This is a genomic window from Leptospira licerasiae serovar Varillal str. VAR 010 (genome assembly GCF_000244755.1).
In the GTDB taxonomy this organism is placed as follows: Bacteria; Spirochaetota; Leptospiria; order Leptospirales; family Leptospiraceae; genus Leptospira_B; species Leptospira_B licerasiae.
Genome location: NZ_AHOO02000006.1, coordinates 269,548 through 289,110 on the forward strand (window position 1 = coordinate 269,548; position 19,563 = coordinate 289,110).

Below are 19,563 nucleotides of genomic sequence, written 5' to 3' on the forward strand. Positions count from 1 at the left end.
CGTATTCGGAAAGGAAGTTACTTCCATGCTAAAAATCAGGGGTTTTTCGTAAAGAAGGTTCCGGGAAGGAGCCCCGAATCTATTACTTGCCTCGGAAAACGAGTAGAGCCTTGCCTATCCCTATCTCATCAAAATCGTACAAGATCCTAGGTCTCAAAATTTTTTTACCATTCAAGAAGGTCCCGGATTCGGAGACCAAATCGTACAAAATATACCGATTGCGGACTTTTCTGATCCTAGCATGATTTTTACTGACAGATTGTTCGTATAAGACCAGATCACATAGGTCTGAATTCCCGATATTGGTCTCAGCTCGTGCTAGGGAGTATTGTTTCCCTGGATTTCTTCCTTCTTTAAATACAAGGGTTGCCTTTTCATAGGATTCTCCTTGTTCGAATTCTTTTAGAGCAACTGGGGCAGCCCTTTCCGTTTCGATCCTATCTTCTTCCGAATAAACCAACTGGTATTGGTTTCCGTACATTTTGCGATAAGCGTCTTGTTCGAATTCAATAGTATGAAGTCTTTCTTCTGCGCTTACACTTCCTTCCGGAAGATGTTTTTTTCCTTTTTTCAAAACTACGATCAAAGCTACCAAAGTAAGAACTAATAAGAATGTAAAACTAGGAAGAAAGATAGAAGGGTGTAATAAGAAAACTGCAAGTCTTGTACGGAAGGGAAGATCATAAGAAAAGCTGAGTCGTCTGGAATTTCTGGTCTCCAGTTCTACTTCCAAATTTCCGCTTCCTTGGAACTGCCATTCGTCTTGGAAAGGAGACTCATACACCAGGGACCATGGTTCTTTTCTGAAATAATCCAGGTCTCCGAAAACTTGGGTCCTAAAATCAGGGCTATTTAATGAATAGAATGTCCCACCGTATCTTTTGGCCAAAAACTTTGCACCATTGGATGGATAAGAAAGAACTTGGATAGGAATATTCGGAGTATATTCCCCATTCTGAGCCTCGTTGGAAGGGATAAGGTCCTGGTCATAAAAGATGGTCAGAATATAATCGGTATCTTTTAGACGAGGAGAGATCTTTTGGAAAACATAGTCCAGGTTGGCAGAAGTATTCCGATTGGATTTCCCGCCTGGGACCTTCGCTTCTTTCAAAGCGTCAGATTTGTTTAAGTCGTCTTTGGAGAAGAACACATCATCCGTAAAAAATACGAAGCTGAACCTATCTGCGGAATCCGCTCTTTCTACAATTGTCTTTAAGATCTCTGTGGCTTGTACATTATGATCGAAGGAGTTCGTCATCTGAGTGATCAGATAAATATGGATCGGTCTTGTGCCTTCAGGTCTATGGATCTTGAGAGGGCCAACCACTCTTCTAGAACGATTTTCTTTTTGTTCGGCGACAGTGAGTATTTCCTGATCCAAGGATACTCCCTTACCTGTCTTCAGTTTCAATTCTACTTTAGGATATCTGGAAATATCATATTCTTCTAAATGTATACTTTCCGCCCCGACAAACGAAGGATATACGAAAGCCGCTAAGATCAGAAAGTGTATGAAGAAGGATCGGATCATAAGGTTTTGCAATTTAAGCGGGATTTTCATCCAAAGTAAACAGTTTTCTGGAATACTCCAAATGCGGCTCCCAAGCCCCATTTGGACTTTTTAGGGTCTCCAATTTTTCTCCGCTTTTCATCACAGTTATAGTATCGGCTAACTCCCTGGCAGAACTAAGATCATGGCTGATAAATAGAAGCCCTGCTCCCAGATCTTTCACTCTGGTCCTTAATAGATCCAGGATCGACTTTCCCGTGGTCGGATCTAGAGCGGACGTGGGCTCGTCTGCCAAAATCAGCTCCGCTCCGGAATACACCGAAAGTAATACTAAAATTCTCTGTCTTTCTCCGCCGGAAAGTTGATGTGGCCTCGCCTTCCATGCCGTTTTTGGATCGGAAAGTCCGAATTCTTTTAATAAACGGATACAGGTTTCTTCCTTAGCGAACTCCGGTTGGATCAAAGAAAAATATTCCAAGATCTGAGACCCAATGCTTAAAAAGGGATGAAGACCTATTGCAGCGGTTTGAGGGATGAGACTGATCCGTTTTCCTCGCCAATTTTTCCAGAGGGAAAAATCTCCGCTTGGGATGTTTTCAGAGAAGAGCGAAAATTTTTTCCATGTTACGGAAGCGTCTTGCGGCAAAAGCCCAAGAACAGTATTTGCAAAAGTGGATTTTCCGCTTCCGGATTCTCCTACCAAAGCATGGATTTCTTTTTTAGAAATTTGGAAATCGAAGTTTTTAAGAATATGAGAAGATCCAATTTTTACAGTCAGATCTTGTACAGAAAGAATTGTTTCGGTTGGGCGATCCCTCTCCAAGTTTTATCCTAACTGAAAAAGTTCGTATTCTACGATCGAACAAAGGATATGACCGATCAAGATATGAGATTCTTGGATACGTGCAGTTTCTTTTCTGGGAATGATCAGATCCAGATCCGCCATACCCTTCATCTTTCCGCCGTCTCCGCCTAAAAAAGAGATCGTTTTCATCCCGATCTTTTTTGCAGACTCCATTGCTGCGATCACGTTTTTAGAATTCCCGCTTGTAGAAAGTCCAACCAAAAGATCTCCCGGTTTTCCAAAAGCTTCCACCTGACGAGAAAACACAAACTCGTATCCATAATCATTGGAACAAGCTGTCAGAACCGCCGAGTCTGCATTCAATGCCAATGCAGGAAGTGCTCTTCTTTCGTTCCCGGATTTGTATCGTACCACGAGTTCCGCTGCGATATGAGAAGCGTCACAAGAAGAACCGCCGTTTCCACAAAATAGAATTGTATTCCCTTTTTTTAATACTTCTGAAGCGAGTTTTCCTGCTTCTTCGATCCCCGGAAGTAGTGTATCCAATACCGCTTTTTTGGTCTCGATGGAGTCCTGGATCTGTTTGGATGCAATCTCTTTTAAGTTCATTCTCATTTATCCTTTTTAGACCGAATTTTGTTGAGCACAAATTCAAAGTCCCGTTTGGCGGAATCGAATTCATACAGTGTCAAATTTTCGGAATGCGGAGAATTCCTGTTTCCGCTTACATTCAAAAAGTAAAGTTCTTTAGAAACGATCTGTTTCACTCTCTCGGAAGAATTCGCCTGGAAAACATCCTCGAATTCTTTTCCTAAAAATACCAATAATACTGCGATTGTGCTCGGCCTGAGATTGATCAATATTTGCTGCTTCCAAATCGGTTCCCAACTCAAGATCTCTTTCCAAGAATCAACTGAACGTTTTAGATCCGGTTCTTCTTGCAATACCGCCCAAGATTCCTCATCCCAATTCGGGGTGTTAATTCCGGATAAGATACTTTTTAGACTCTTATGATCTCCGCTCAAAAGTCTGTTTAAGTCCGCTTCTCCTAAAAAAATCACTCCACTGATCTTTCCGCCTTGCTCCGTTAGATAGTTGCCTGTAGAGACTACTAAGGAATATTCTCTTCCGGATTTTTCCTTACCCTCTAAACGAAATAGATTGCGGTTATTTTTAGTCAGTTTTAGGGCCGGACTTTCGAAAACAATACCGGAAGGTTTTTTACGGGTCACAAAAAAGCGGTCCGCTTTTTCCCTCAGGTCTTTTAGCTCCCAAGTATAACCGCGACTCTCTCTAACCGGTTCCTTTTCGGATCCAGTAGAGACTGTCTTTTTCTTTCTCCAGAAAAAGAGTTTATTCCAAAAACCTGATTTTTGTTTGCCCTTGGCCATTTTATTTCCCGTAATCTTTTCGGAGATTAGAAGGGCGTTCTATCAATTTTTTCCCTAATTCGTAGACCTTTGCTTCTTTTAGAAAAGTGGAATATGCGGAAGATATGGCGATCGTAAATCCAGGAAATCCGTCCAAGAACCCAAGTTTGAAAAAGTAGATCTCTACGAATTTTCCGAAAGGTTTGATGATCGTGCGAGCCAGGGAAAAGTTTTTATTCTTCTTCCAACGGGTCCAGGAAACGATAGAAGAGAACTTATTAATAGTATCCACTTGTTGTGAAAGGTCCGCAAAACTATAGTGCAGGATATCCCCTTTTATCTTTTTACCTTTTCCCTCTACTACCAAATAGTCGTGAGGATTTTCTCCGGTCCATGTTGACTTGGATTTTCGGATAATACGATATTTGGTCTGAGGATACCATCCGGAGAAACGGATAAACCTTCCCATATGAAACGTAAGTCTGGAAACTTTGAGTCCGTTCAAGGAAGGATCTTCGGGACTTTCCAAAAATGTTCTAAGAGAATCCTTAAGCTCTTCGCTCAGACGTTCGTCGGCATCCAGGGATAGGATCCATTCGTTCTTACAGAGAGAGATCGCATCATTCTTCTGTTCTACATGTCCCTTAAAATTTTGTGAGGAAAACTTTACTTCGGGAAAGGACTCACTAATCTCTTTGGTCTTATCCGTACTATTTGAATCTAAAACGATTATCTCGTCCGCAATGTCTCTGCATGATTTAATGCAGTCCCCGATATTCGCTTCTTCATTATAAGTAATGATCGCAACTGAAAGTTTTTTTAGGAATCTTTCCCGGACCTCGTTTCTACTGAGAGGAGGTTTTTGTTTGGATTTCTTTTTTTTTGAGGAAGAAGGTTCCTTGGTTTTAACGGATTCTGCCATATATTCGGATATCGCCGGAAGCGAATGAATTCCTAAAATAGGAGGTTTTCCTTCTTTGTCAGCGGTTTTTTCTGGAAATCTGAGAGGAAAAGGAAAGTCTGGGGACCGGTGAAACCCAGCTTCTTTACTCGAATTTCCGTGACCTCTGGTAGGATCTCATTCTATTCCTTATTATTATTTTTAATAGCATTTCCGCTTTCCGTTTCTGCATCGCAAGTATTTGCGGGTTTAAGCATTTTCTGTTTTATTTTCTCTCCGAAGGAGAATTTCCAAAAAATCAAATCTTACCTTTTACCTTGGGGATTCATTTTAGGGGCCTATACTCTCGTATTCGTTTCCTCTTTATACCATTGGGAAGAATATTCCAATTTTTGGAAAACGTTCACAAAACAATCGGAAGCTGGGGATTTTTGGCTTTCGATCCTGTTTCCGATCACGGCAGTACATTCCTCAGACAAAAAGAATAGGAGTCTGATCTATAAATATATTTGGATCTCGTTTTTGCTCGTTTTGATCTCTGGGATCGCCTCCGTTTTCAGCGAATATAGACTTGGAAAATTTATCTCCAACGGTTTTACTCCTGCTCCGGGAGACAGAAGACAACATCCTGCAGGACCACTTTTCGGCCTGGAGACTTATCTTCCGATCGGGCTAATGAATACTCATTTAACCTATGGTGGATTGATTTCTTTTTATATTCCGGGTGTTTCGCTTCTTGTATTACAAAAGATAAGGGAGAAGGATCTAAAACGCAGCCTAGGATTAGGTATTCTCCTTCTGTTTGCACTTTGGGTATTTCTACTCAACCAAAGTAAATCTGCTTGGCTCGGAGTTTTTGCAGTCACTGTTTATTTTATTTTGAGCCGATGGAAAGATTTTTCAGGAAAATTTCCTAAGATCACCTTTGTAAGAGTTTCAATCGTTATCGCACTTTTTATTGCACTCGGCGGAACATTTCGGTTCTTTTACCAAAAGAATTGGCTATTACAAAGAACCCTTGCCCAACTCACTGAGATCCAGACGCCTGAGAACCAAAGATATTGGATCTATAAACTTAGCCTTCCGTTACTCTCGGAAAATCCGGTCTTTGGAACGGGAGGCGGTAGGTTCAAGGAAACCAGTTCGGAAGTTTCTAAATCGTTTATCGAAAAAAATGAACAACTTTGGTACGAGCTATTTATTACTCCAAACAAACATGCTCATAATGATATTTTAGAATTTGCGATCGTAGGTGGTTGGATTTCCGGAATTCTATGGATCGGATTTTTTTATCTTTTATTTAGGAAGATCTCTTCTGCCAGTTTAGAAGATGGGAATTTTCCTTTAGTCGGAGTTGGATTTATCTGGGTAGCCGGTTTTTTCCAATGTTATCTTTTGGACGACGAGGTTGCACTTCCATTCTTTGTTTTAGCCGGGCTACTTTGGGGAAGAGAGAAGGAAACTTCTTCTAAATTTTCTATAGCTTCTACTATCTTTCTATCACTCACCTTCTTGCTTAATACTTCTTTTTGGATCTGGAGACTTTCTATCCCACCGGAGCTTGCGTATGGAAGACAGGTTTTTGCTTCTTCTTCCCCGCTCGCTAAAAAAATAGAAAGGCGCCTCCTTCCTTTTAGAAACCAAGCGGAAGAAAGAAAAAGAAGAATTTCAGAAAATATCCAAGTATCTAGCTCGGAAGGAAATTCCGAATTTTCAGTCGAAGGTTGTCTCACTCATAGATACCCAAACCCGGCAAAATTAAGAGAAGAGGATTATTCTTTTGGGATCTATATTTCTTCTGATTGGAAAAATCCGCCGCATAAGATCAAGGTTACTGTATTTTCGGAAGAATCATTCGATGAGGATAAACTCTATTGGTCTCATCGAAAATATGATTTAGGGACTTATGAGTTAGATCTAAAACCTGGTTGGAATTCCTTCGTTTGGAAAGAGACAATGGGACTCTCTAAAATTACGATCTTTCCGGATATCGTATTTTTCAGGAGTTTTAAGATCCGATTTGGGGGATTTGATGTCTCAAAACAAATGGATCTCCCAGTTTTAGATTTAGGAGACCTTTGCGATTTTAGATCAGAGTAAGTTGGTACCTGGAGCGGGACTTGAACCCGCACGAGCGTGAACTCACAGGATTTTAAGTCCTGGGTGTCTACCGATTCCACCATCCAGGCGTTTTAGAGACTCTGCCAGGCGTCGCCCGGATTCGAACCGGGGATCAAGCTTTTGCAGAGCCATGCCTTACCACTTGGCCACGACGCCGATATGAGGTATGATTTTGCGGATAGGCAAGGTGTCAATAGAAAAGTGGAGGAAAGACTTTGAGGATCTATTTCTATCGAATTGACGCAAGCGGCAGACTATTCCACGAAAATTCCGAGCTGACGGATAAAAAATTTTTAGACTTCTTTTTCACTCATCTAGAAAAAAACCAGACCGGCAAATATCCAGAATATGCATATATCTCTCCTTGCGGAAAAGAAATGAATTTTGTGCAAACGGAACATTATCCGGTACTATTTAAACATAGAATTGGTGATAAACTCTATTACGGAGGAGAAAAAGGGACCTTATTCCAGCCTGAAAATTTGAAATTCGATCTTTTCGGAAATCTACTCCACCCTTTTCAAAATGAGATCTGGGGAAGGATCTCTACCGAAGTCCTTTTAGATCCGGAGTTAGAATGGAGAGAAAGTCCTGAAAATTGGAATCTGATCTGGAATGGGAAAAATTTCCTGATTCCGAAATTCGATCCGGCTAATCCTTCCGATTTGGTTTAAACTCCGAGTGGAATTTATTCCCACTCAATTGTGCCGGGTGGTTTATTTGTGAGATCGAAAAATAGATACTCTATTTGGGGAATTTTCAGAACTTCCGAGACCAATTCATCCAAAACATCTTTTTCCAATCTAAAAAAACTCGCTGTCATTGCTTCTTGGGAATCCACAGGTCTAAGAACGATACTTCTTTTCCCAGATTCGGAGCCTAAAGGAAGAAGTACCACTGGCATTTGCCATATCTGATCGTAGATCTTTCTTTTTTGTAGTATCTTCTCCACTGCTGCATCAGCTTCTCTCAAGATATCGGAATCTTTTTTGTCCAAGTCGATTGTTTGGAATTGAAAGTTTGCCTTGGAAAATGCTTCGGATTTTCCAAGGAATAGAACGACTCGATTTACGGAAGAAATTTGGTTCGTGATCGCTGTGGAAATTTTATCCAACTCGTCCCAAGTTTTATCTCCACAAATCGCAGCGCAATGTGCATAAGATCTCTGGTCCCCTTTGACTCCCACGGAGGCTACAGGAAGAAGTTTTGCTTGCAGAGATTTATCCGAACCGACTAGTTCATCCAATTTTTTTTGAACGGATTCTTCGATCGGTTTTTCTTGGGCGATCATTCGGACTACAAGTCCTGGTCCTGGGAAAGGATGTCTTCCGGTCCATTCTTTTGGAAGTCCCAAGTAATTTCCAAGTTCTCGAACCTCGTCTTTGTATAGATCCTTGATAGGCTCTACTACCTTTCCTTCTTCCATCAGTTTCTGGATAGCTTCTACCCTATTATGATGGGTCTTGATCGTATGAGAATGTTTTGTTCCACCGCTTTCGATCGTGTCCGGATAAATGGTTCCTTGTCCAAGCAACCATTCGTCTGCGTTCAGTCCTAAACTTTTAGCACAATCCGCTTGGGCTTGCAGGAATAGATTTCCTACAATTTTACGTTTTTCTTCCGGATCTTTTTTTCCTTTTAAGCTGGAATAAAAAAGTTCGGAAGAATCATGAACGTGCAACTGGATCCCTTGGGGAGAAAGTTTTTCTTGTAGGTCTGAGACCTCGCTCTTTCTCATAAAACCTGTATCGATTAGAACACCTTTAACTCTTTCTTTTCCCAAAGCTCTGGAAAGGAGAAGATACGAAACAGTGGAATCCACTCCTCCGGATACGAGTAAGAAGATCTTTTTGTCTGCAGGAACGATAGAATGTAGTTCCTTCTCTTTTAGGTCCAAGAATTGTTTTAAATCCCAGGTGCCTTCTGCCCCCGAAATTTTTACGAAGTTTTCTAAAAGAACGGAGCCTTTCTCCGTATGAGTGACTTCCGGATGGAGTTGTATCCCGAACCATTTTTGGGTCGGATTTTCCACCACCGCATATTCACAATCTTGGCTAGAAGCAGTTTTAGTAAAACCGGAGGGCAAACGTGTCACCTCGTCCCCATGGCTCATCCAGGCGACTTCTCCACCTTGGAAACCTTTGAGTAATTGTGTTTTGGATGTATCGATAAAATCCAAAGCAGCTCTTCCGTATTCCGCTATGCCCGCTTTTTTGACTTCTCCGCCCAAAAGTTTCATCATGAGTTGGTGGCCGTAGCAAATCCCTAAAACAGGAATTCCGAGTTTTAAAACTTCTACCGGTAAAGAAGGAGAATCTGGTTCATATACGCTTTCCGGTCCTCCGGAAAGAATGATGCCTGAAAGTTTGGAATACGTTTCGAGAGGTTCGTCGTTGCTTAAAATTTCGGAATAGGCCCCCAAACGACGAATTCTGGATGCGATCAAATGGGCATACTGCCCTCCAAAATCCACGATCCCAATTACATTTTGGTGCTTCATTCCAAGGTATCCTTAACGTTTCCTTTATGTGAGATGTAAAAAGATTCCCAGAGACAAAGTCCGGAAAACTCTGGTTGTAAAGAGGGAATCATGAGCCATCAACAAGAGTCGATCGGAATTTCCACTTATGAGGGAAGACAGGACCATATCCCCAGTCTGAAACTTCCCGAGATAGAATCTTTCGCCAATGTGTACGAAGGTAAGGATTACACAATCGATTTTACCATTCCAGAATTCACCGCTGTATGTCCTAAGACAGGACTGCCTGATTTCGGGGTGATAGAGATCAGTTATATACCGAAGGCTAAATGTATTGAGTTAAAATCCCTGAAAGAGTATATTCTCGCCTACAGGAACCTAGGGATCTTTCATGAGAATGTGGTAAATCGGATCTTAGAAGATCTGATCCAATCCGTAGATCCAAAATATATCAAGGTCAAGGGAGATTATAACCTAAGAGGTGGGATCAAGACTATAGTCACAAGAGAGTATACAAGCAAATGATGGATCCGATTTCCTTACTTGGATTTATTGCTTGTACTCTGACCACTCTGGCGTTTCTTCCCCAGCTCATCAAAGTGATCTTGGAAAAAAGGACCAGGGATATTTCCAGGAACATGTATCTTGTACTTTCCGTGGGAGTGTTTTTCTGGCTTTGTTATGGGGTATTAAAAAATGATTTCCCGATCATTCTAGCGAACGCATTCACTTTAATTTTCACCACCACAATTCTCTGGTACAAACTTCGTTCCAAAGAAGAAGAATAAAAAAGCCGCTTCCTTTCGGAAACGGCCTCTTGTTCTTTTAGAATGGAAATCGGAATTATTTAGGAGCGGCTTGGTCTTTTAAAGACTTACGCTGGTTCTCTAATTCTTTTTTAGCGTCATCCATAGAAGATTTTACTTTTTCCTTCTCTTCTTTTCCTGCTTTCTGGATAGCCTCTTTTTCTTCTTTTCCGGCACTCTTAGCCTCTTCTAGAAGTTTACGGTTTTCTTCTTTTGCGCCTTCTATCAGTTCCCTATTTCTTTGTTTTTGCTCTTCGAGTCCTTGTAGGATACGTGCTTTATTTTCTTGGAAATCTTTCAGGATCTCTTGGATACGCGCTCTTTGTTCTTCCGTAATGGATTGGATGGTAGCGGAATCATCCTTTAGCTCTTGGATCTCGTCTTCGGTCAAAGGCTCTTCTTTGAACGTATTTCCGTCGGAGCTAACTTCTTTTCCCGCATCCGCCACTGCTTGGTTTTCAGGATTATCCGCGTCTGCAACTTCAACCGATCCGTCGGAGACTCTGGTACTTGTTCCTTTACCTGTCTCTTCTACAATGAACTCGGTTCCTCGAACGGAAGCTACGACAGTCGGAGTAGAAACGGTGAACTTGGAAGTTTTGGTAAGCTTATTAGCAACTTTGGTAAAAACCTTTCCCTTGGTCAGGCCCATGTCTGCGAAGGTTTCCCCATTCGCGGAATCTATAAAAATTTTCTTTAAAGTAAGGCTTGTGTTTTCTTTGATCCTGACAAGAACTCCTTCAGTCAATTGAAGGTCCGCATAAGAGTCCTTTCCGGTTTCTATCTTATCTTCCGGTAATAGGAAAGTATCGATGGATACAGGTTTTTCTTTCCCAGCCTTATCGAAAATTTTTACTGTTCCTTTGGTGAATGTGATCACTCCACCTTGGAGATCTTCTTTGGCTTTCTTACAATCTACAAATACAATGCTGAGGGCCAGAAAGAAGGTTATGGCAATCCGTTTCATTTAGTTCTGATTCTCCCTTGGATTAGGTTTAGGAAGAATATCGATGAAAGAAATTTCCGTCCACATTTTTACTCAGATCAATTGAATTATTCGGGACTTGGCTTGTCTAATTTACGTAAGGCCTCAAATTCCATTGAGACTGGCAATCAGTGGCTCAATCTAAAAGGAAAAGGTATTGCGCCATAGCCCCAGTCTAGAAATTGTAGCCCTAGACCGCCAAATAGAAGAACTAAAAAGTTCCAAAGGAGTGACAGAATGACCAAAATAGCCTACGTAGATAAGGACAACTGTACTTCTTGCAACCAGTGTGCAGACAATCTACCTAAGTACTTTCAAATGGACGATAACGATACTTCCGAAACTCATATCGGAGGAGAGAACGTAAACCAAGCTCCGATCCCAGAAGAGGATTGGAAAACAGTTCAGAAAGAGATGGATGAATGTCCCGGTGAATGTATTCACTGGAGAAAGTAATCGTTTTCCGATTTCTAAGTTCTGTAAAAAGCAAAAGCGGGAATTTTTCCCGTTTTTTTTATGCCTTGCTTGGACTCTTGATCTGGATCAAAAATTTCCGTTGCTGATTTAAGGTCAATATTCCTGTTCCGATCTAGTTGACCCTAGTAATTCGTCCGGAATATCTTCTACTCTATCTCCGATCTGGATAGCGAGCCTATTTCCTACACGACCTGGAAGGCATTTAAACTTCTTGCGTTCCCCTACTTTTACAAGCATATCCGATCTGGTAGTGGTGTTTTCTAATTTCACGACGTCGCCCACGGTTAAGTTCATAAAGTCCAAAATGGAAATATCGACTGAACCGACTTCGGCGATCACGGGAATTTGCACCTGATCCAAACGTTCTTGGATGATCGCTCTGTTCTCGTCCAACTCACCTTTACGAATGGAAGAATACCAGTACTGGGCGGAGAGTTTATTGATGATAGGTTCGATCGTGATATAAGGGATACAAAGGTTGGTCAAACCTTCTACCTCTCCGATCTTGGTTTCTAAGTTGATCAAAACCACCATGTCGTTCGGTGGTACAACCTGAGCGAACTGAGGGTTTGTTTCTATGTTTCCCAAACGAGGTCTAAGGTCGATCACTGTGGACCAGGCCTCTCTCATGTTCCCTAAAATACGAACGATAATACCTTCCATTACGCTCATCTCAATCTCGGAAAGTTCTCGGGAGATTTTTGCAGTCTCTCCCTTACCGCCGAATAGACGATCAATGATGGTAAATGAGATGGAAGGATCGATTTCTAAAATTGCAGAACCTCTGAGTGGGTCCATGTTGATCACTGCAAGTGTGGTCGGATTCGGAATAGATCGAATAAATTCTTCGTACGTCAACTGATCCACAGCTGCAACGTGAACGTGGACCAAAGCTCGCAGCTGAGCGAAAAGTCCGGTCGTTGCCAAACGAGCGAATGTCTCGTGCATCATTTGTAGAGTACGGATTTGGTCTTTAGAGAATTTATCCGGACGTTTGAAGTCGTAAATTTTGACCTTCTTCTGTTCCCCTACGGAAGAATATTCGTCCTCCGCCACCTCTCCACTGGAGATCGCGTTTAATAATGCGTCTATCTCGTCTTGGGATAATATCTCGGTCATTTTCTTACCTTCGCTAATAGATTAGCCACTTTCCAAAACATTCCGTTTTCTTCCGGCATTCTTCTTAAAGTAAATTCGTATTCATATCGAACAGGGACCTTATTCACTCTTCTTTCCACAGCAACTCTAACTTTGGAAAGATTGGAACTCACCTTCTCCGTTCCCAGGATCTTATAGTATTGTAACACGCCGGATCTGTTTTCCGTTAGATAATTTCTGAATTCTTCCAGTACAAAATCTTTTTCCGCTTCTTCCGATTGTTGCCAATCTCTGGCAAATCTGTCGTATGCTTGTATATATTCAGGGAAATGGATCCATTTGAAATGGAGCTTCCAGTTTTTCTTTTTTTCAGCGCCTAGAAATAGATGGATCACTTCTTCTGGTTCCAATCCGTCGGTAGAAGGATCTTGGTAAGGAACTCCGGGAAGTACCCAATCTTTTTTACGCTCTTCTACACTGAAATATGGGTGGCTTTCTGATCTTACAAAATGGTCCCCATATTCGGAGATATTAGGATAGAAGTAAGCGGTTACGAAATATTTTTTACCAGGTTCCAACTCGTATAAATGGTCTATCCGGATCTCTTTGGAGAATGTCTCATCTTTGTGAAGAATGATCTCCTTGACCTCGTCTCCCACAAGATTTTCTACTTTATTCCTTCTTTTTAAGACCGGATCTTGTTTTCTTTCTTCTTCAATTCTTGTGACAGTTCTTCCGTCTTCATCTCTTACGATCACTTGGAAGGAGCGTAGATCTTTTCCATATGGAAAGATCCTAAGAACCTCGTTCCCAGTGTTTCTAACGGAAAGTAATGCAGAGATCGGTTCCTTCTCTCGGAACTGCATTTTAGGAAGTTTGATATCCACAATGCCTTGGGCTTGGATATAATTTTCGGAAACTTCTCCCCTTGCATTTCTGCTCGGATAAGATCCGAGACCAAATGCGCTCAGAAGAATCAATATGATCAGAATTCGTTTCATTCTAAAATTTCAATCCCGGTTCCAGGTTTCGATAATTCGGACCTAGAGAAGGAGCAGTCAGCTCTACATTTTAGATTTCGGCAAAAAGAGACAAAACCTACTAAAAAATACGGGAAAATCTATAGGAAACCGGACTTTCAGCCTTCCGCATCTTCTATAATATAGTCTGCGATCCGGATCAGTCTCCCAAGTACAGGCTTAAGCTTACTATATTCCTGGTAACATTCCTCGTATTTTTCCAGGATTGGTCCGATTTGGGTCACGGACTTAGGGGATAAGTTCAAACTGGAAATATTGGATTCGGAGAGTTTTTCCGCAGATTCCAAACTGTCGAAAAACCTTGTGATCTCTTTGAAGATGGATTCGTCCGCCCTATCGTTCTTTTCGAAATTGGATTCTATTTTTAAGATATAGTCGGTGAGAGTTTGTTTGAGTCGGACTTCTTCTTCATTCGCTTTTCGTTTTGCGGTTAAGTTGTTTACCTTACTATAACGAGCCATCGCTTCTTCGTATGAATGGCTGACGGACTGCCTGTTTTGTTGGATCAGCCTTACCAATGAAACTACCGAGCAGAAGTCCCAGGCAGTATCTTTTTTGTTCCGGATCTCTGGGAACATTTCTCCACCATTGGAATCGTCCACCTCCAATCCGGAAAGTTTTTCTAATATTCTTCCCGTGGACCCAGAGCCTTGTATCTCTCGGGCCACCGAAAGAAAGATAGGATTTTGGTCCAGGGAAGTGCTCATTATTTTGCCCTCTTATCGTAGATGGATACTTTACGGATGGTAGTTTTTCCGTTTCCGGATGCGATGATCTTATCTACTACTTCCGAGCCTTGGACGATCTGTCCAAAAACCGTATGCAAGCCGTCCAAATGAGGGGTGTCCACTTGGTTGATGAAAAACTGAGAACCGTTTGTGTTCGGTCCAGCGTTTGCCATTGCCAATGCACCTTTAATTGCCTTTTTACTCTTCACAACATTATTATAACGATACCCTAATCGATATAGGACTTCCATGACGGAAAGATTTTTGGCCTTCTCTAAATTACTTTCTAGTTCTTCTCTTCTTTCGTCCGCCTCTCTTTGGCTGCGAATTCCAAGTTCTCCGCCAATGTATCTGTATAAATAACCTGTATAATATTGGGACTGTCCTATTTTTATCTGGTCTAGGCCTAAACTCGCCGCATTGATCTCATCAGCAAATCTGTATCCGGGAGTTCCTGAACCGTCTCCATATGGACATCCACCTTGGATCATAAAACCTTCGATCACTCTATGAAATGTTAATCCATCATAGAACGGTCTTTTTTGGGGTTGTCCGTTACGAAGAGTAAATTCTTTCTCTCCTTGTGCCAGATCTATGAAGTTTTGGACCGTTTTAGAAGCATCCTTATCGTACAATTCAAAAAGCATATTACCTTGGGTGGTTTCGATCAAGGCATAGATCGCAGGTTTTTCCGGAAGTACGACGCGAGGTTTTTCTTCTTTTCTAACTACTACGTCTACAGGGCTATATGCCTCCGGAACATATCTTTGTTCCGCATATGGGTTTGCCTTACAGGCAAAAGAAAATAATAAAATCGTAAACGATACTAAGGCGCCTAAAATTCGGAGCTTAGAATTCGATCTTACATTCGGATAATTCATTTCGTATTCCTTTGGATTGAGTTGATAGATTGTTTTGCAAGTTCTAATTGTTCTAACTGTCTAGTTCTGGAAGTTCCACCATAGCTAGACTTTTTATCCGTAGATAACTCCAGACTCACCGCTTTGGAATATTCATCTCCCGCAAAAAAAGGTGAAATTCCTTTTCGAATCTCTTCGCCAATTGTGAATAAATTCTCTTTTCTTTCCACACATTCGGAGACAAGCCTTCCCACTAATTCGTGAGCTGTTCTGAATGGGACTTTTTTTTCTCCCACCAAAAAGTCGGCTAGATCTGTCGCAGTTGCAAATCCTTCTTTCAGGGATCTTTCTCCTCTTTCCGGTCTGAACTGCATTTCGGATACCATGGCTTCTAAACCTTCCAGACTTAAAAGAACTGTTTCCACCGCATCAAAAACGGCTAACTTGTCTTCTTGTAAATCACGATTGTAGGTAAGAGGCAATCCCTTTAAGAGCCCGATTAGATGATTTAAGTTACCCGCAACTCTTGCGGATTTTCCTCGAATGAGCTCGGCGATATCCGGATTTTTTTTCTGGGGCATGATAGAAGATCCGGTAGTGAGTGAATCTGGTAGTTTTACCAGACCGAATTCCTGAGAAGAATAAAGTACGATATCCTCACAAAACCGAGATGCATGGGACATTGTTTGTACTGCGGCGAATAAAAATTGGAGAAGATGATCTCTATTCGAAACTCCATCCATACTATTGGGAGAAATAGAATCCACTTTTAGTTCAGAGGCCAAAAACTCCCTGTCGTTTTGGTAATTCACTCCAGCCATTGCACCGGAACCTAAAACAAGAATGTTCGCAGTCTTTTGGGCGAATTCGAAAAACTCCAGATCACGAGTGAACATCCAAAAATAGGCCAATAAAAAGTGAGAGGCTCTGATCGGTTGAGCGACTTGCAGATGAGTATATCCCGGAATAATCGTATCTATATTTTTAGAAGCCTGTTCGTAAAGTGCCTCTCTCAAAGAATCCAAACGGAGGATAATTTCTTGGATACGATTTCTTACATAAAGCCTTGTGTCTTGCGAGACCTGATCATTTCTCGACCTAGCCGTATGTAATTTTTTTCCCACTTCTCCTTTCAATTCCGTAAGTCTGGATTCCACATGCATGTGAATATCTTCCAGCTCGGAACTGAATTTGAAATTTCCGGATTCGATTTCTTCTTCTACCTGATTTAATCCGTCTAGTATGTCTTTTAATTCTGTGGAATTTAAGATGCCCATCTTTGCAAGCATCTTAGCGTGAGCCCTACTTCCTTCTAGATCTTCTTTGTACAATTTTTGGTCGAAGGATATGGATTCTCCTATCCTTTCCATGATGGAAGAAGCTTTTTCTTTAAATCTTCCCCCCCAAAGTTTAGAGTTCTTGTCCTCAGGTGTATTCATTAAAATGATTTAAATGCCTTATTGATTTTCCGCAAATGTCTGGAGCCAATCTCTTAGGACCTCTATTTCTTCCGGATCCAGTTTTGAGTTAGGATGCAGGAATATATAATCCTTGGGCGGCATATTTCCTTCTTCGATTTCCTCTAGTATTTCTTCCGCTAGATCCGCCTTTTTTTCCGGCTTTAAGGTTTCCCATTCGGAAAAATTCAATTCTTCCCGGCCTTCTTCTATATGATGCGAGATATATAAAGAAACCGGAAAAACCTTAGAATACCAGGGCCATTGTACTAGGTCCGAATGGCAGTCATAACAAGACTTTCGAAAAATCTTTTTGACGCGTTCTTCCGTTTTGATTTCATTAGCATTCTTTCCCAACGGAGGTTGGACGGGGATTAACTGAAGAGCAAGGAATACGACTAGCAGTCCGATTCCGAAACGGATCCAAATTTTTCTCATCACTCCCGCTAAGAATACGGACGGGAATGTTTTTGAAAATAGAATTTTTCCCCTTTCTTCTACCTAAAACCATGAACTTTTTGCAAGACGGACATAACCTCTCTTATCTTTGGATCGCCTCCGGGATCGTTCTCATGATTCTCGAACTTTTTGTCCCAGGAACATTCGTATTTTTTTTAGGACTTTCCGCGGCAATCGTAGGAAGTATTTCCTATTTTTTTGAAATAGGGTTTTGGACCCAGGCAATCGTTTGGGCGGCACTTTCAGGAATTCTAATTTGGGTAGGAGGAAGTTTTCTAAGGAAGTTCTTTCCTTCTTCTTCGGAAAGGGCAACTCTTAAGTCCGAAGAAGGCCCCGGAAGGATCGTTCTAGTTTCCAAAGATATACTTGTAGAAAGGAAAGGTGGCAGGGTCGTATTCCAAGGAACCGAATGGGATGCGATCAGCAAATCCAAACGTATCCCGGCAGGTAAAAGAGCCAGGATCTTAGAAAGAGAGAATCTGACATTTGTCGTGGAGCCGATCGAGCTTCCTGAAATTTAATCATTATTGGATAGGAGTTAGAAACTAACAAAATGGACCCATTTCTATTTTTTACGCTGATCTTTATAGCAGTCATCTACCTAATTATGAAGACTTGCATTGTGGTTCCCCAAACCTACAGTTTTGTAGTGGAAAGACTTGGGGTCTTCCGTGGAGCGCTTGGCGCAGGTTTTCATTTTCTCATTCCGATCATTGACCAGATCAGATACAAACAACTCTTAAAGGAGATCGCAATCGATATTCCTCCTCAGACTTGTATCACTAAGGATAACGTTTCCATTTTGGTGGACGGTATTCTGTACATCAGGGTCATGGATGCTTACAAGGCTTCTTACGAGATCGAAAACTTCCGAAACGCTACCATTCAGTTGGCGCAAACCACTCTTCGTTCCGAAATAGGTAAACTTGTATTGGACCATACATTCTCGGAAAGAGACGATATCAATGCAAACGTAGTTCGCGCATTGGACGAGGCAACGGATCCTTGGGGAATTAAAGTAACCCGTTACGAGATCAAAAATATTTCTCCTCCTAAAGAAATCCTTCATGAAATGGAAGAACAGGTAAAAGCGGAACGTGTAAAACGTGCAGAGATCACTATCTCCGAAGGAGAGAAAGTTTCTCGTATCAATCGTTCCATGGGAGAAAGACAGGAAGCGATCAACCTTTCCGAAGGTGAAAAGATCAAAAAGGTAAACGAGGCGGAAGGTAAAGCCAAAGAGATAGAGTTTATCGCCCAAGCAAAAGCAAAAGGGATCCAAATGATCGCAGAAGCTACCGGAAACGACGGAGGACCAGAAGCGGTCAATCTTCAGATCACTGAGGATTATCTGTCCGGATTAGGACTCATCCTAGAAAAAGCAAAAACCACCGTTCTTCCGACGGAAATGGCAAACGTAGTCGGTTTCTTTGAAGGTATCTCCAAGGTAACCAATAAATTCCCAGGATTGGATGCAGAGAAGGAGTAATGCTAATGTTTGTTTCAGTATTTTTATGGATATTTTGGCTCGGGTTTTTACTCTACTTCGCGTATAAACTTTATCGTTCTTTGAGAATCGTTTCCGCTCAAGAATGTATCATTGTAGAAAGACTCGGAAAATACAGCAGGACCCTCCATGCAGGGTTCCATATTCTGATCCCATTTATAGATTATGATGCATATTATCATACTCTAAAAGAGCAGGCGATCGACGTTCCTCCTCAAACCTGTATCACAAAAGATAACGTTAAGGTGGAGATGGATGGGATTTTGTATTTAAGAGTACTTGATCCTCAAAAAGCAAGTTATGGAATAGAAGACTATAGATTCGCAGTCACCCAACTTGTACAAACTACAATGAGAGCGATCATTGGGACCATGGATCTGGATACAACCTTCGAGACCAGAGAAGTGATCAATAGTAAAATTTTAGAAGTTCTAGACCAAGCGGGAGAACCTTGGGGAGTTCGGGTAAATCGTTATGAGATAGTAAACATTGCCCCTCCTAAATCCATTATTGAAGCGATGGAAAGAGAGAAAAAAGCACAGATCACCAAAAAGGCACAGATCTCTCTTTCAGAAGGAGATAGAGATTCTAGGATCAACCGTTCCTTAGGTATCAAAGAAGAAGCGATCAATAAGTCCGAGGGTGAAAAACAAAAAAGGATCAATGAGGCGGAAGGACAAGCTGCTGAAATTGAATCCATAGCAATCGCCACTGCAAAGGGTATTGAACTACTTGCGTCTTCCATCAAAACAAAAGGTGGAAAAGAAGCGGTTAAACTTAGGATCGCTCAGAGATTTATCAAAGAGGTGGAAAAATTAGGACAGGACGGAACAGAACTTGTTCTTCCGTTAAACCTATCTAATTTTAAATCCGTAATGAAGTCTGTACTCGGAAGCGAGGACAAAAAGGCTTAAGATCAAAATCGTATCCGGAAAATCATTTCCGGATACGAAAATTCTA

At 41.5% G+C, this 19,563-nt stretch carries 21 protein-coding genes and 2 tRNA genes; 8 read left to right on the forward strand and 15 right to left on the reverse strand.

All coding sequences use genetic code 11. The features are described from left to right. Positions 1-82: 82 nt before the first annotated feature. Genes LEP1GSC185_RS09490 through LEP1GSC185_RS09510 form a run of 5 tightly spaced genes read right to left on the reverse strand, consistent with a single transcriptional unit; the run spans position 83 to position 4,607 of the window. Positions 83-1,561, reverse strand: coding sequence for an FHA domain-containing protein (locus tag LEP1GSC185_RS09490; protein ID WP_008591315.1), 1,479 nt, complete (start codon positions 1,559-1,561; stop codon positions 83-85). Next, the gene (locus tag LEP1GSC185_RS09495) at positions 1,545-2,333 is read right to left on the reverse strand and encodes an ATP-binding cassette domain-containing protein (RefSeq protein ID WP_008596554.1); all 789 of its coding nucleotides are present in this window, start codon (positions 2,331-2,333) and stop codon (positions 1,545-1,547) included. Before LEP1GSC185_RS09495 ends, LEP1GSC185_RS09490 begins: the two co-directional genes overlap by 17 nt. 3 nt (positions 2,334-2,336) lie before the next feature. Continuing rightward, the gene (gmhA, locus tag LEP1GSC185_RS09500; RefSeq protein WP_008590434.1) at positions 2,337-2,924 is read right to left on the reverse strand and encodes a D-sedoheptulose 7-phosphate isomerase; all 588 of its coding nucleotides are present in this window, start codon (positions 2,922-2,924) and stop codon (positions 2,337-2,339) included. Between the two features lie 2 nt (positions 2,925-2,926). Beyond that, positions 2,927-3,706: an LBBP_01157 family protein gene (locus LEP1GSC185_RS09505; protein WP_008590406.1), complete on the reverse strand. Its 780-nt coding sequence runs from the start codon at positions 3,704-3,706 to the stop codon at positions 2,927-2,929. Position 3,707: 1 nt separating this feature from the next. Next, on the reverse strand, positions 3,708-4,607 hold the full coding sequence (locus tag LEP1GSC185_RS09510) for a glycosyltransferase family 2 protein (RefSeq protein WP_008591015.1): 900 nt from the start codon (positions 4,605-4,607) through the stop codon (positions 3,708-3,710). A gap of 108 nt (positions 4,608-4,715) precedes the next feature. On the opposite strand from LEP1GSC185_RS09510, the gene LEP1GSC185_RS09515 reads away from it, so the two are divergent. Then, positions 4,716-6,686, forward strand: a complete 1,971-nt coding sequence (locus LEP1GSC185_RS09515; protein WP_008589462.1) for an O-antigen ligase family protein — start codon at positions 4,716-4,718, stop codon at positions 6,684-6,686. Between the two features lie 2 nt (positions 6,687-6,688). Here the strand turns inward: LEP1GSC185_RS09515 and LEP1GSC185_RS09520 are convergent. After that, positions 6,689-6,775: transfer RNA gene (locus LEP1GSC185_RS09520), tRNA-Leu, on the reverse strand. Positions 6,776-6,792: 17 nt separating this feature from the next. Continuing rightward, positions 6,793-6,863 (reverse strand) — tRNA-Cys (locus LEP1GSC185_RS09525). Positions 6,864-6,922: 59 nt separating this feature from the next. Here LEP1GSC185_RS09525 and LEP1GSC185_RS09530 point away from each other — a divergent pair. Continuing rightward, on the forward strand, positions 6,923-7,381 hold the full coding sequence (locus tag LEP1GSC185_RS09530) for a DUF4505 family protein (RefSeq protein WP_008590125.1): 459 nt from the start codon (positions 6,923-6,925) through the stop codon (positions 7,379-7,381). A 14-nt stretch (positions 7,382-7,395) separates the two neighbouring features. Here LEP1GSC185_RS09530 and guaA read toward each other — a convergent pair whose 3' ends face one another. Further along, positions 7,396-9,207, reverse strand: a complete 1,812-nt coding sequence (gene guaA / locus LEP1GSC185_RS09535; RefSeq protein WP_008591477.1) for a glutamine-hydrolyzing GMP synthase — start codon at positions 9,205-9,207, stop codon at positions 7,396-7,398. Between the two features lie 90 nt (positions 9,208-9,297). On the opposite strand from guaA, the gene queF reads away from it, so the two are divergent. After that, positions 9,298-9,711, forward strand: a complete 414-nt coding sequence (gene queF / locus LEP1GSC185_RS09540; RefSeq protein WP_008590312.1) for a preQ(1) synthase — start codon at positions 9,298-9,300, stop codon at positions 9,709-9,711. After that, on the forward strand, positions 9,711-9,974 hold the full coding sequence (locus LEP1GSC185_RS09545; RefSeq protein WP_008591760.1) for a SemiSWEET transporter: 264 nt from the start codon (positions 9,711-9,713) through the stop codon (positions 9,972-9,974). Before queF ends, LEP1GSC185_RS09545 begins: the two co-directional genes overlap by 1 nt. 55 nt (positions 9,975-10,029) lie before the next feature. Here the strand turns inward: LEP1GSC185_RS09545 and lsa33 are convergent, their stop codons facing one another. Further along, positions 10,030-10,959 carry a surface adhesin Lsa33 gene (gene lsa33 / locus LEP1GSC185_RS09550; protein WP_008590342.1) on the reverse strand — a complete coding sequence of 310 codons (930 nt, stop codon included), beginning with the start codon at positions 10,957-10,959 and terminating at the stop codon, positions 10,030-10,032. Between the two features lie 255 nt (positions 10,960-11,214). Between lsa33 and LEP1GSC185_RS09555 the strand changes: the two genes are divergently transcribed. Beyond that, positions 11,215-11,433: a ferredoxin gene (locus LEP1GSC185_RS09555; RefSeq protein ID WP_008589921.1), complete on the forward strand. Its 219-nt coding sequence runs from the start codon at positions 11,215-11,217 to the stop codon at positions 11,431-11,433. A gap of 114 nt (positions 11,434-11,547) precedes the next feature. Here LEP1GSC185_RS09555 and fliM read toward each other — a convergent pair whose 3' ends face one another. From fliM to LEP1GSC185_RS09585, 6 genes are all read right to left on the reverse strand, one after another. After that, complete coding sequence (gene fliM, locus LEP1GSC185_RS09560; protein WP_008596585.1) at positions 11,548-12,573, reverse strand: flagellar motor switch protein FliM; 1,026 nt, start codon at positions 12,571-12,573, stop codon at positions 11,548-11,550. Then, positions 12,570-13,553 (reverse strand): hypothetical protein, encoded by a 984-nt coding sequence (locus LEP1GSC185_RS09565; protein ID WP_008591228.1) that lies wholly within the window; start codon positions 13,551-13,553, stop codon positions 12,570-12,572. The genes fliM and LEP1GSC185_RS09565 overlap by 4 nt, the downstream gene beginning before the upstream one ends. Before the next feature lie 137 nt (positions 13,554-13,690). Further along, on the reverse strand, positions 13,691-14,299 hold the full coding sequence (locus tag LEP1GSC185_RS09570; RefSeq protein ID WP_008589517.1) for a hypothetical protein: 609 nt from the start codon (positions 14,297-14,299) through the stop codon (positions 13,691-13,693). Continuing rightward, positions 14,299-15,201, reverse strand: coding sequence for a peptidylprolyl isomerase (locus LEP1GSC185_RS09575; protein WP_008590922.1), 903 nt, complete (start codon positions 15,199-15,201; stop codon positions 14,299-14,301). The genes LEP1GSC185_RS09570 and LEP1GSC185_RS09575 overlap by 1 nt, the downstream gene beginning before the upstream one ends. Beyond that, positions 15,198-16,619 carry an argininosuccinate lyase gene (gene argH / locus LEP1GSC185_RS09580; protein ID WP_008591707.1) on the reverse strand — a complete coding sequence of 474 codons (1,422 nt, stop codon included), beginning with the start codon at positions 16,617-16,619 and terminating at the stop codon, positions 15,198-15,200. Before argH ends, LEP1GSC185_RS09575 begins: the two co-directional genes overlap by 4 nt. 18 nt (positions 16,620-16,637) lie before the next feature. Next, positions 16,638-17,075 (reverse strand): heme-binding domain-containing protein, encoded by a 438-nt coding sequence (locus tag LEP1GSC185_RS09585; protein WP_008590588.1) that lies wholly within the window; start codon positions 17,073-17,075, stop codon positions 16,638-16,640. 71 nt (positions 17,076-17,146) lie between these two features. On the opposite strand from LEP1GSC185_RS09585, the gene LEP1GSC185_RS09590 reads away from it, so the two are divergent. Genes LEP1GSC185_RS09590 through LEP1GSC185_RS09600 form a run of 3 tightly spaced genes read left to right on the forward strand, consistent with a single transcriptional unit; the run spans position 17,147 to position 19,517 of the window. Further along, positions 17,147-17,617 (forward strand): NfeD family protein, encoded by a 471-nt coding sequence (locus LEP1GSC185_RS09590; RefSeq protein WP_024863998.1) that lies wholly within the window; start codon positions 17,147-17,149, stop codon positions 17,615-17,617. A 32-nt stretch (positions 17,618-17,649) separates the two neighbouring features. Beyond that, on the forward strand, positions 17,650-18,585 hold the full coding sequence (locus LEP1GSC185_RS09595) for an SPFH domain-containing protein (RefSeq protein WP_008596626.1): 936 nt from the start codon (positions 17,650-17,652) through the stop codon (positions 18,583-18,585). Next, on the forward strand, positions 18,585-19,517 hold the full coding sequence (locus LEP1GSC185_RS09600; protein WP_024863997.1) for an SPFH domain-containing protein: 933 nt from the start codon (positions 18,585-18,587) through the stop codon (positions 19,515-19,517). Before LEP1GSC185_RS09595 ends, LEP1GSC185_RS09600 begins: the two co-directional genes overlap by 1 nt. Positions 19,518-19,563 lie beyond the last annotated feature (46 nt).

Excerpts from the sequence above, each read along its gene's own strand:
- LEP1GSC185_RS09595 (WP_008596626.1), top strand. The coding sequence starts at position 17,650 with ATGGACCCATTTCTATTTTTTACGCTGATCTTTATAGCAGTCATCTAC.
- guaA (WP_008591477.1), bottom strand. The coding sequence starts at position 9,207 with ATGAAGCACCAAAATGTAATTGGGATCGTGGATTTTGGAGGGCAGTAT.
- argH (WP_008591707.1), bottom strand. The coding sequence starts at position 16,619 with ATGAATACACCTGAGGACAAGAACTCTAAACTTTGGGGGGGAAGATTT.
- gmhA (WP_008590434.1), bottom strand. The coding sequence starts at position 2,924 with ATGAACTTAAAAGAGATTGCATCCAAACAGATCCAGGACTCCATCGAG.
- LEP1GSC185_RS09575 (WP_008590922.1), bottom strand. The coding sequence starts at position 15,201 with ATGAATTATCCGAATGTAAGATCGAATTCTAAGCTCCGAATTTTAGGC.
- queF (WP_008590312.1), top strand. The coding sequence starts at position 9,298 with ATGAGCCATCAACAAGAGTCGATCGGAATTTCCACTTATGAGGGAAGA.
- LEP1GSC185_RS09505 (WP_008590406.1), bottom strand. The coding sequence starts at position 3,706 with ATGGCCAAGGGCAAACAAAAATCAGGTTTTTGGAATAAACTCTTTTTC.
- LEP1GSC185_RS09565 (WP_008591228.1), bottom strand. The coding sequence starts at position 13,553 with ATGAAACGAATTCTGATCATATTGATTCTTCTGAGCGCATTTGGTCTC.
- LEP1GSC185_RS09585 (WP_008590588.1), bottom strand. The coding sequence starts at position 17,075 with ATGAGAAAAATTTGGATCCGTTTCGGAATCGGACTGCTAGTCGTATTC.
- LEP1GSC185_RS09570 (WP_008589517.1), bottom strand. The coding sequence starts at position 14,299 with ATGAGCACTTCCCTGGACCAAAATCCTATCTTTCTTTCGGTGGCCCGA.
- LEP1GSC185_RS09545 (WP_008591760.1), top strand. The coding sequence starts at position 9,711 with ATGGATCCGATTTCCTTACTTGGATTTATTGCTTGTACTCTGACCACT.
- lsa33 (WP_008590342.1), bottom strand. The coding sequence starts at position 10,959 with ATGAAACGGATTGCCATAACCTTCTTTCTGGCCCTCAGCATTGTATTT.
- LEP1GSC185_RS09510 (WP_008591015.1), bottom strand. The coding sequence starts at position 4,607 with ATGGCAGAATCCGTTAAAACCAAGGAACCTTCTTCCTCAAAAAAAAAG.
- LEP1GSC185_RS09555 (WP_008589921.1), top strand. The coding sequence starts at position 11,215 with ATGACCAAAATAGCCTACGTAGATAAGGACAACTGTACTTCTTGCAAC.
- fliM (WP_008596585.1), bottom strand. The coding sequence starts at position 12,573 with ATGACCGAGATATTATCCCAAGACGAGATAGACGCATTATTAAACGCG.
- LEP1GSC185_RS09490 (WP_008591315.1), bottom strand. The coding sequence starts at position 1,561 with ATGAAAATCCCGCTTAAATTGCAAAACCTTATGATCCGATCCTTCTTC.
- LEP1GSC185_RS09590 (WP_024863998.1), top strand. The coding sequence starts at position 17,147 with ATGAACTTTTTGCAAGACGGACATAACCTCTCTTATCTTTGGATCGCC.
- LEP1GSC185_RS09600 (WP_024863997.1), top strand. The coding sequence starts at position 18,585 with ATGCTAATGTTTGTTTCAGTATTTTTATGGATATTTTGGCTCGGGTTT.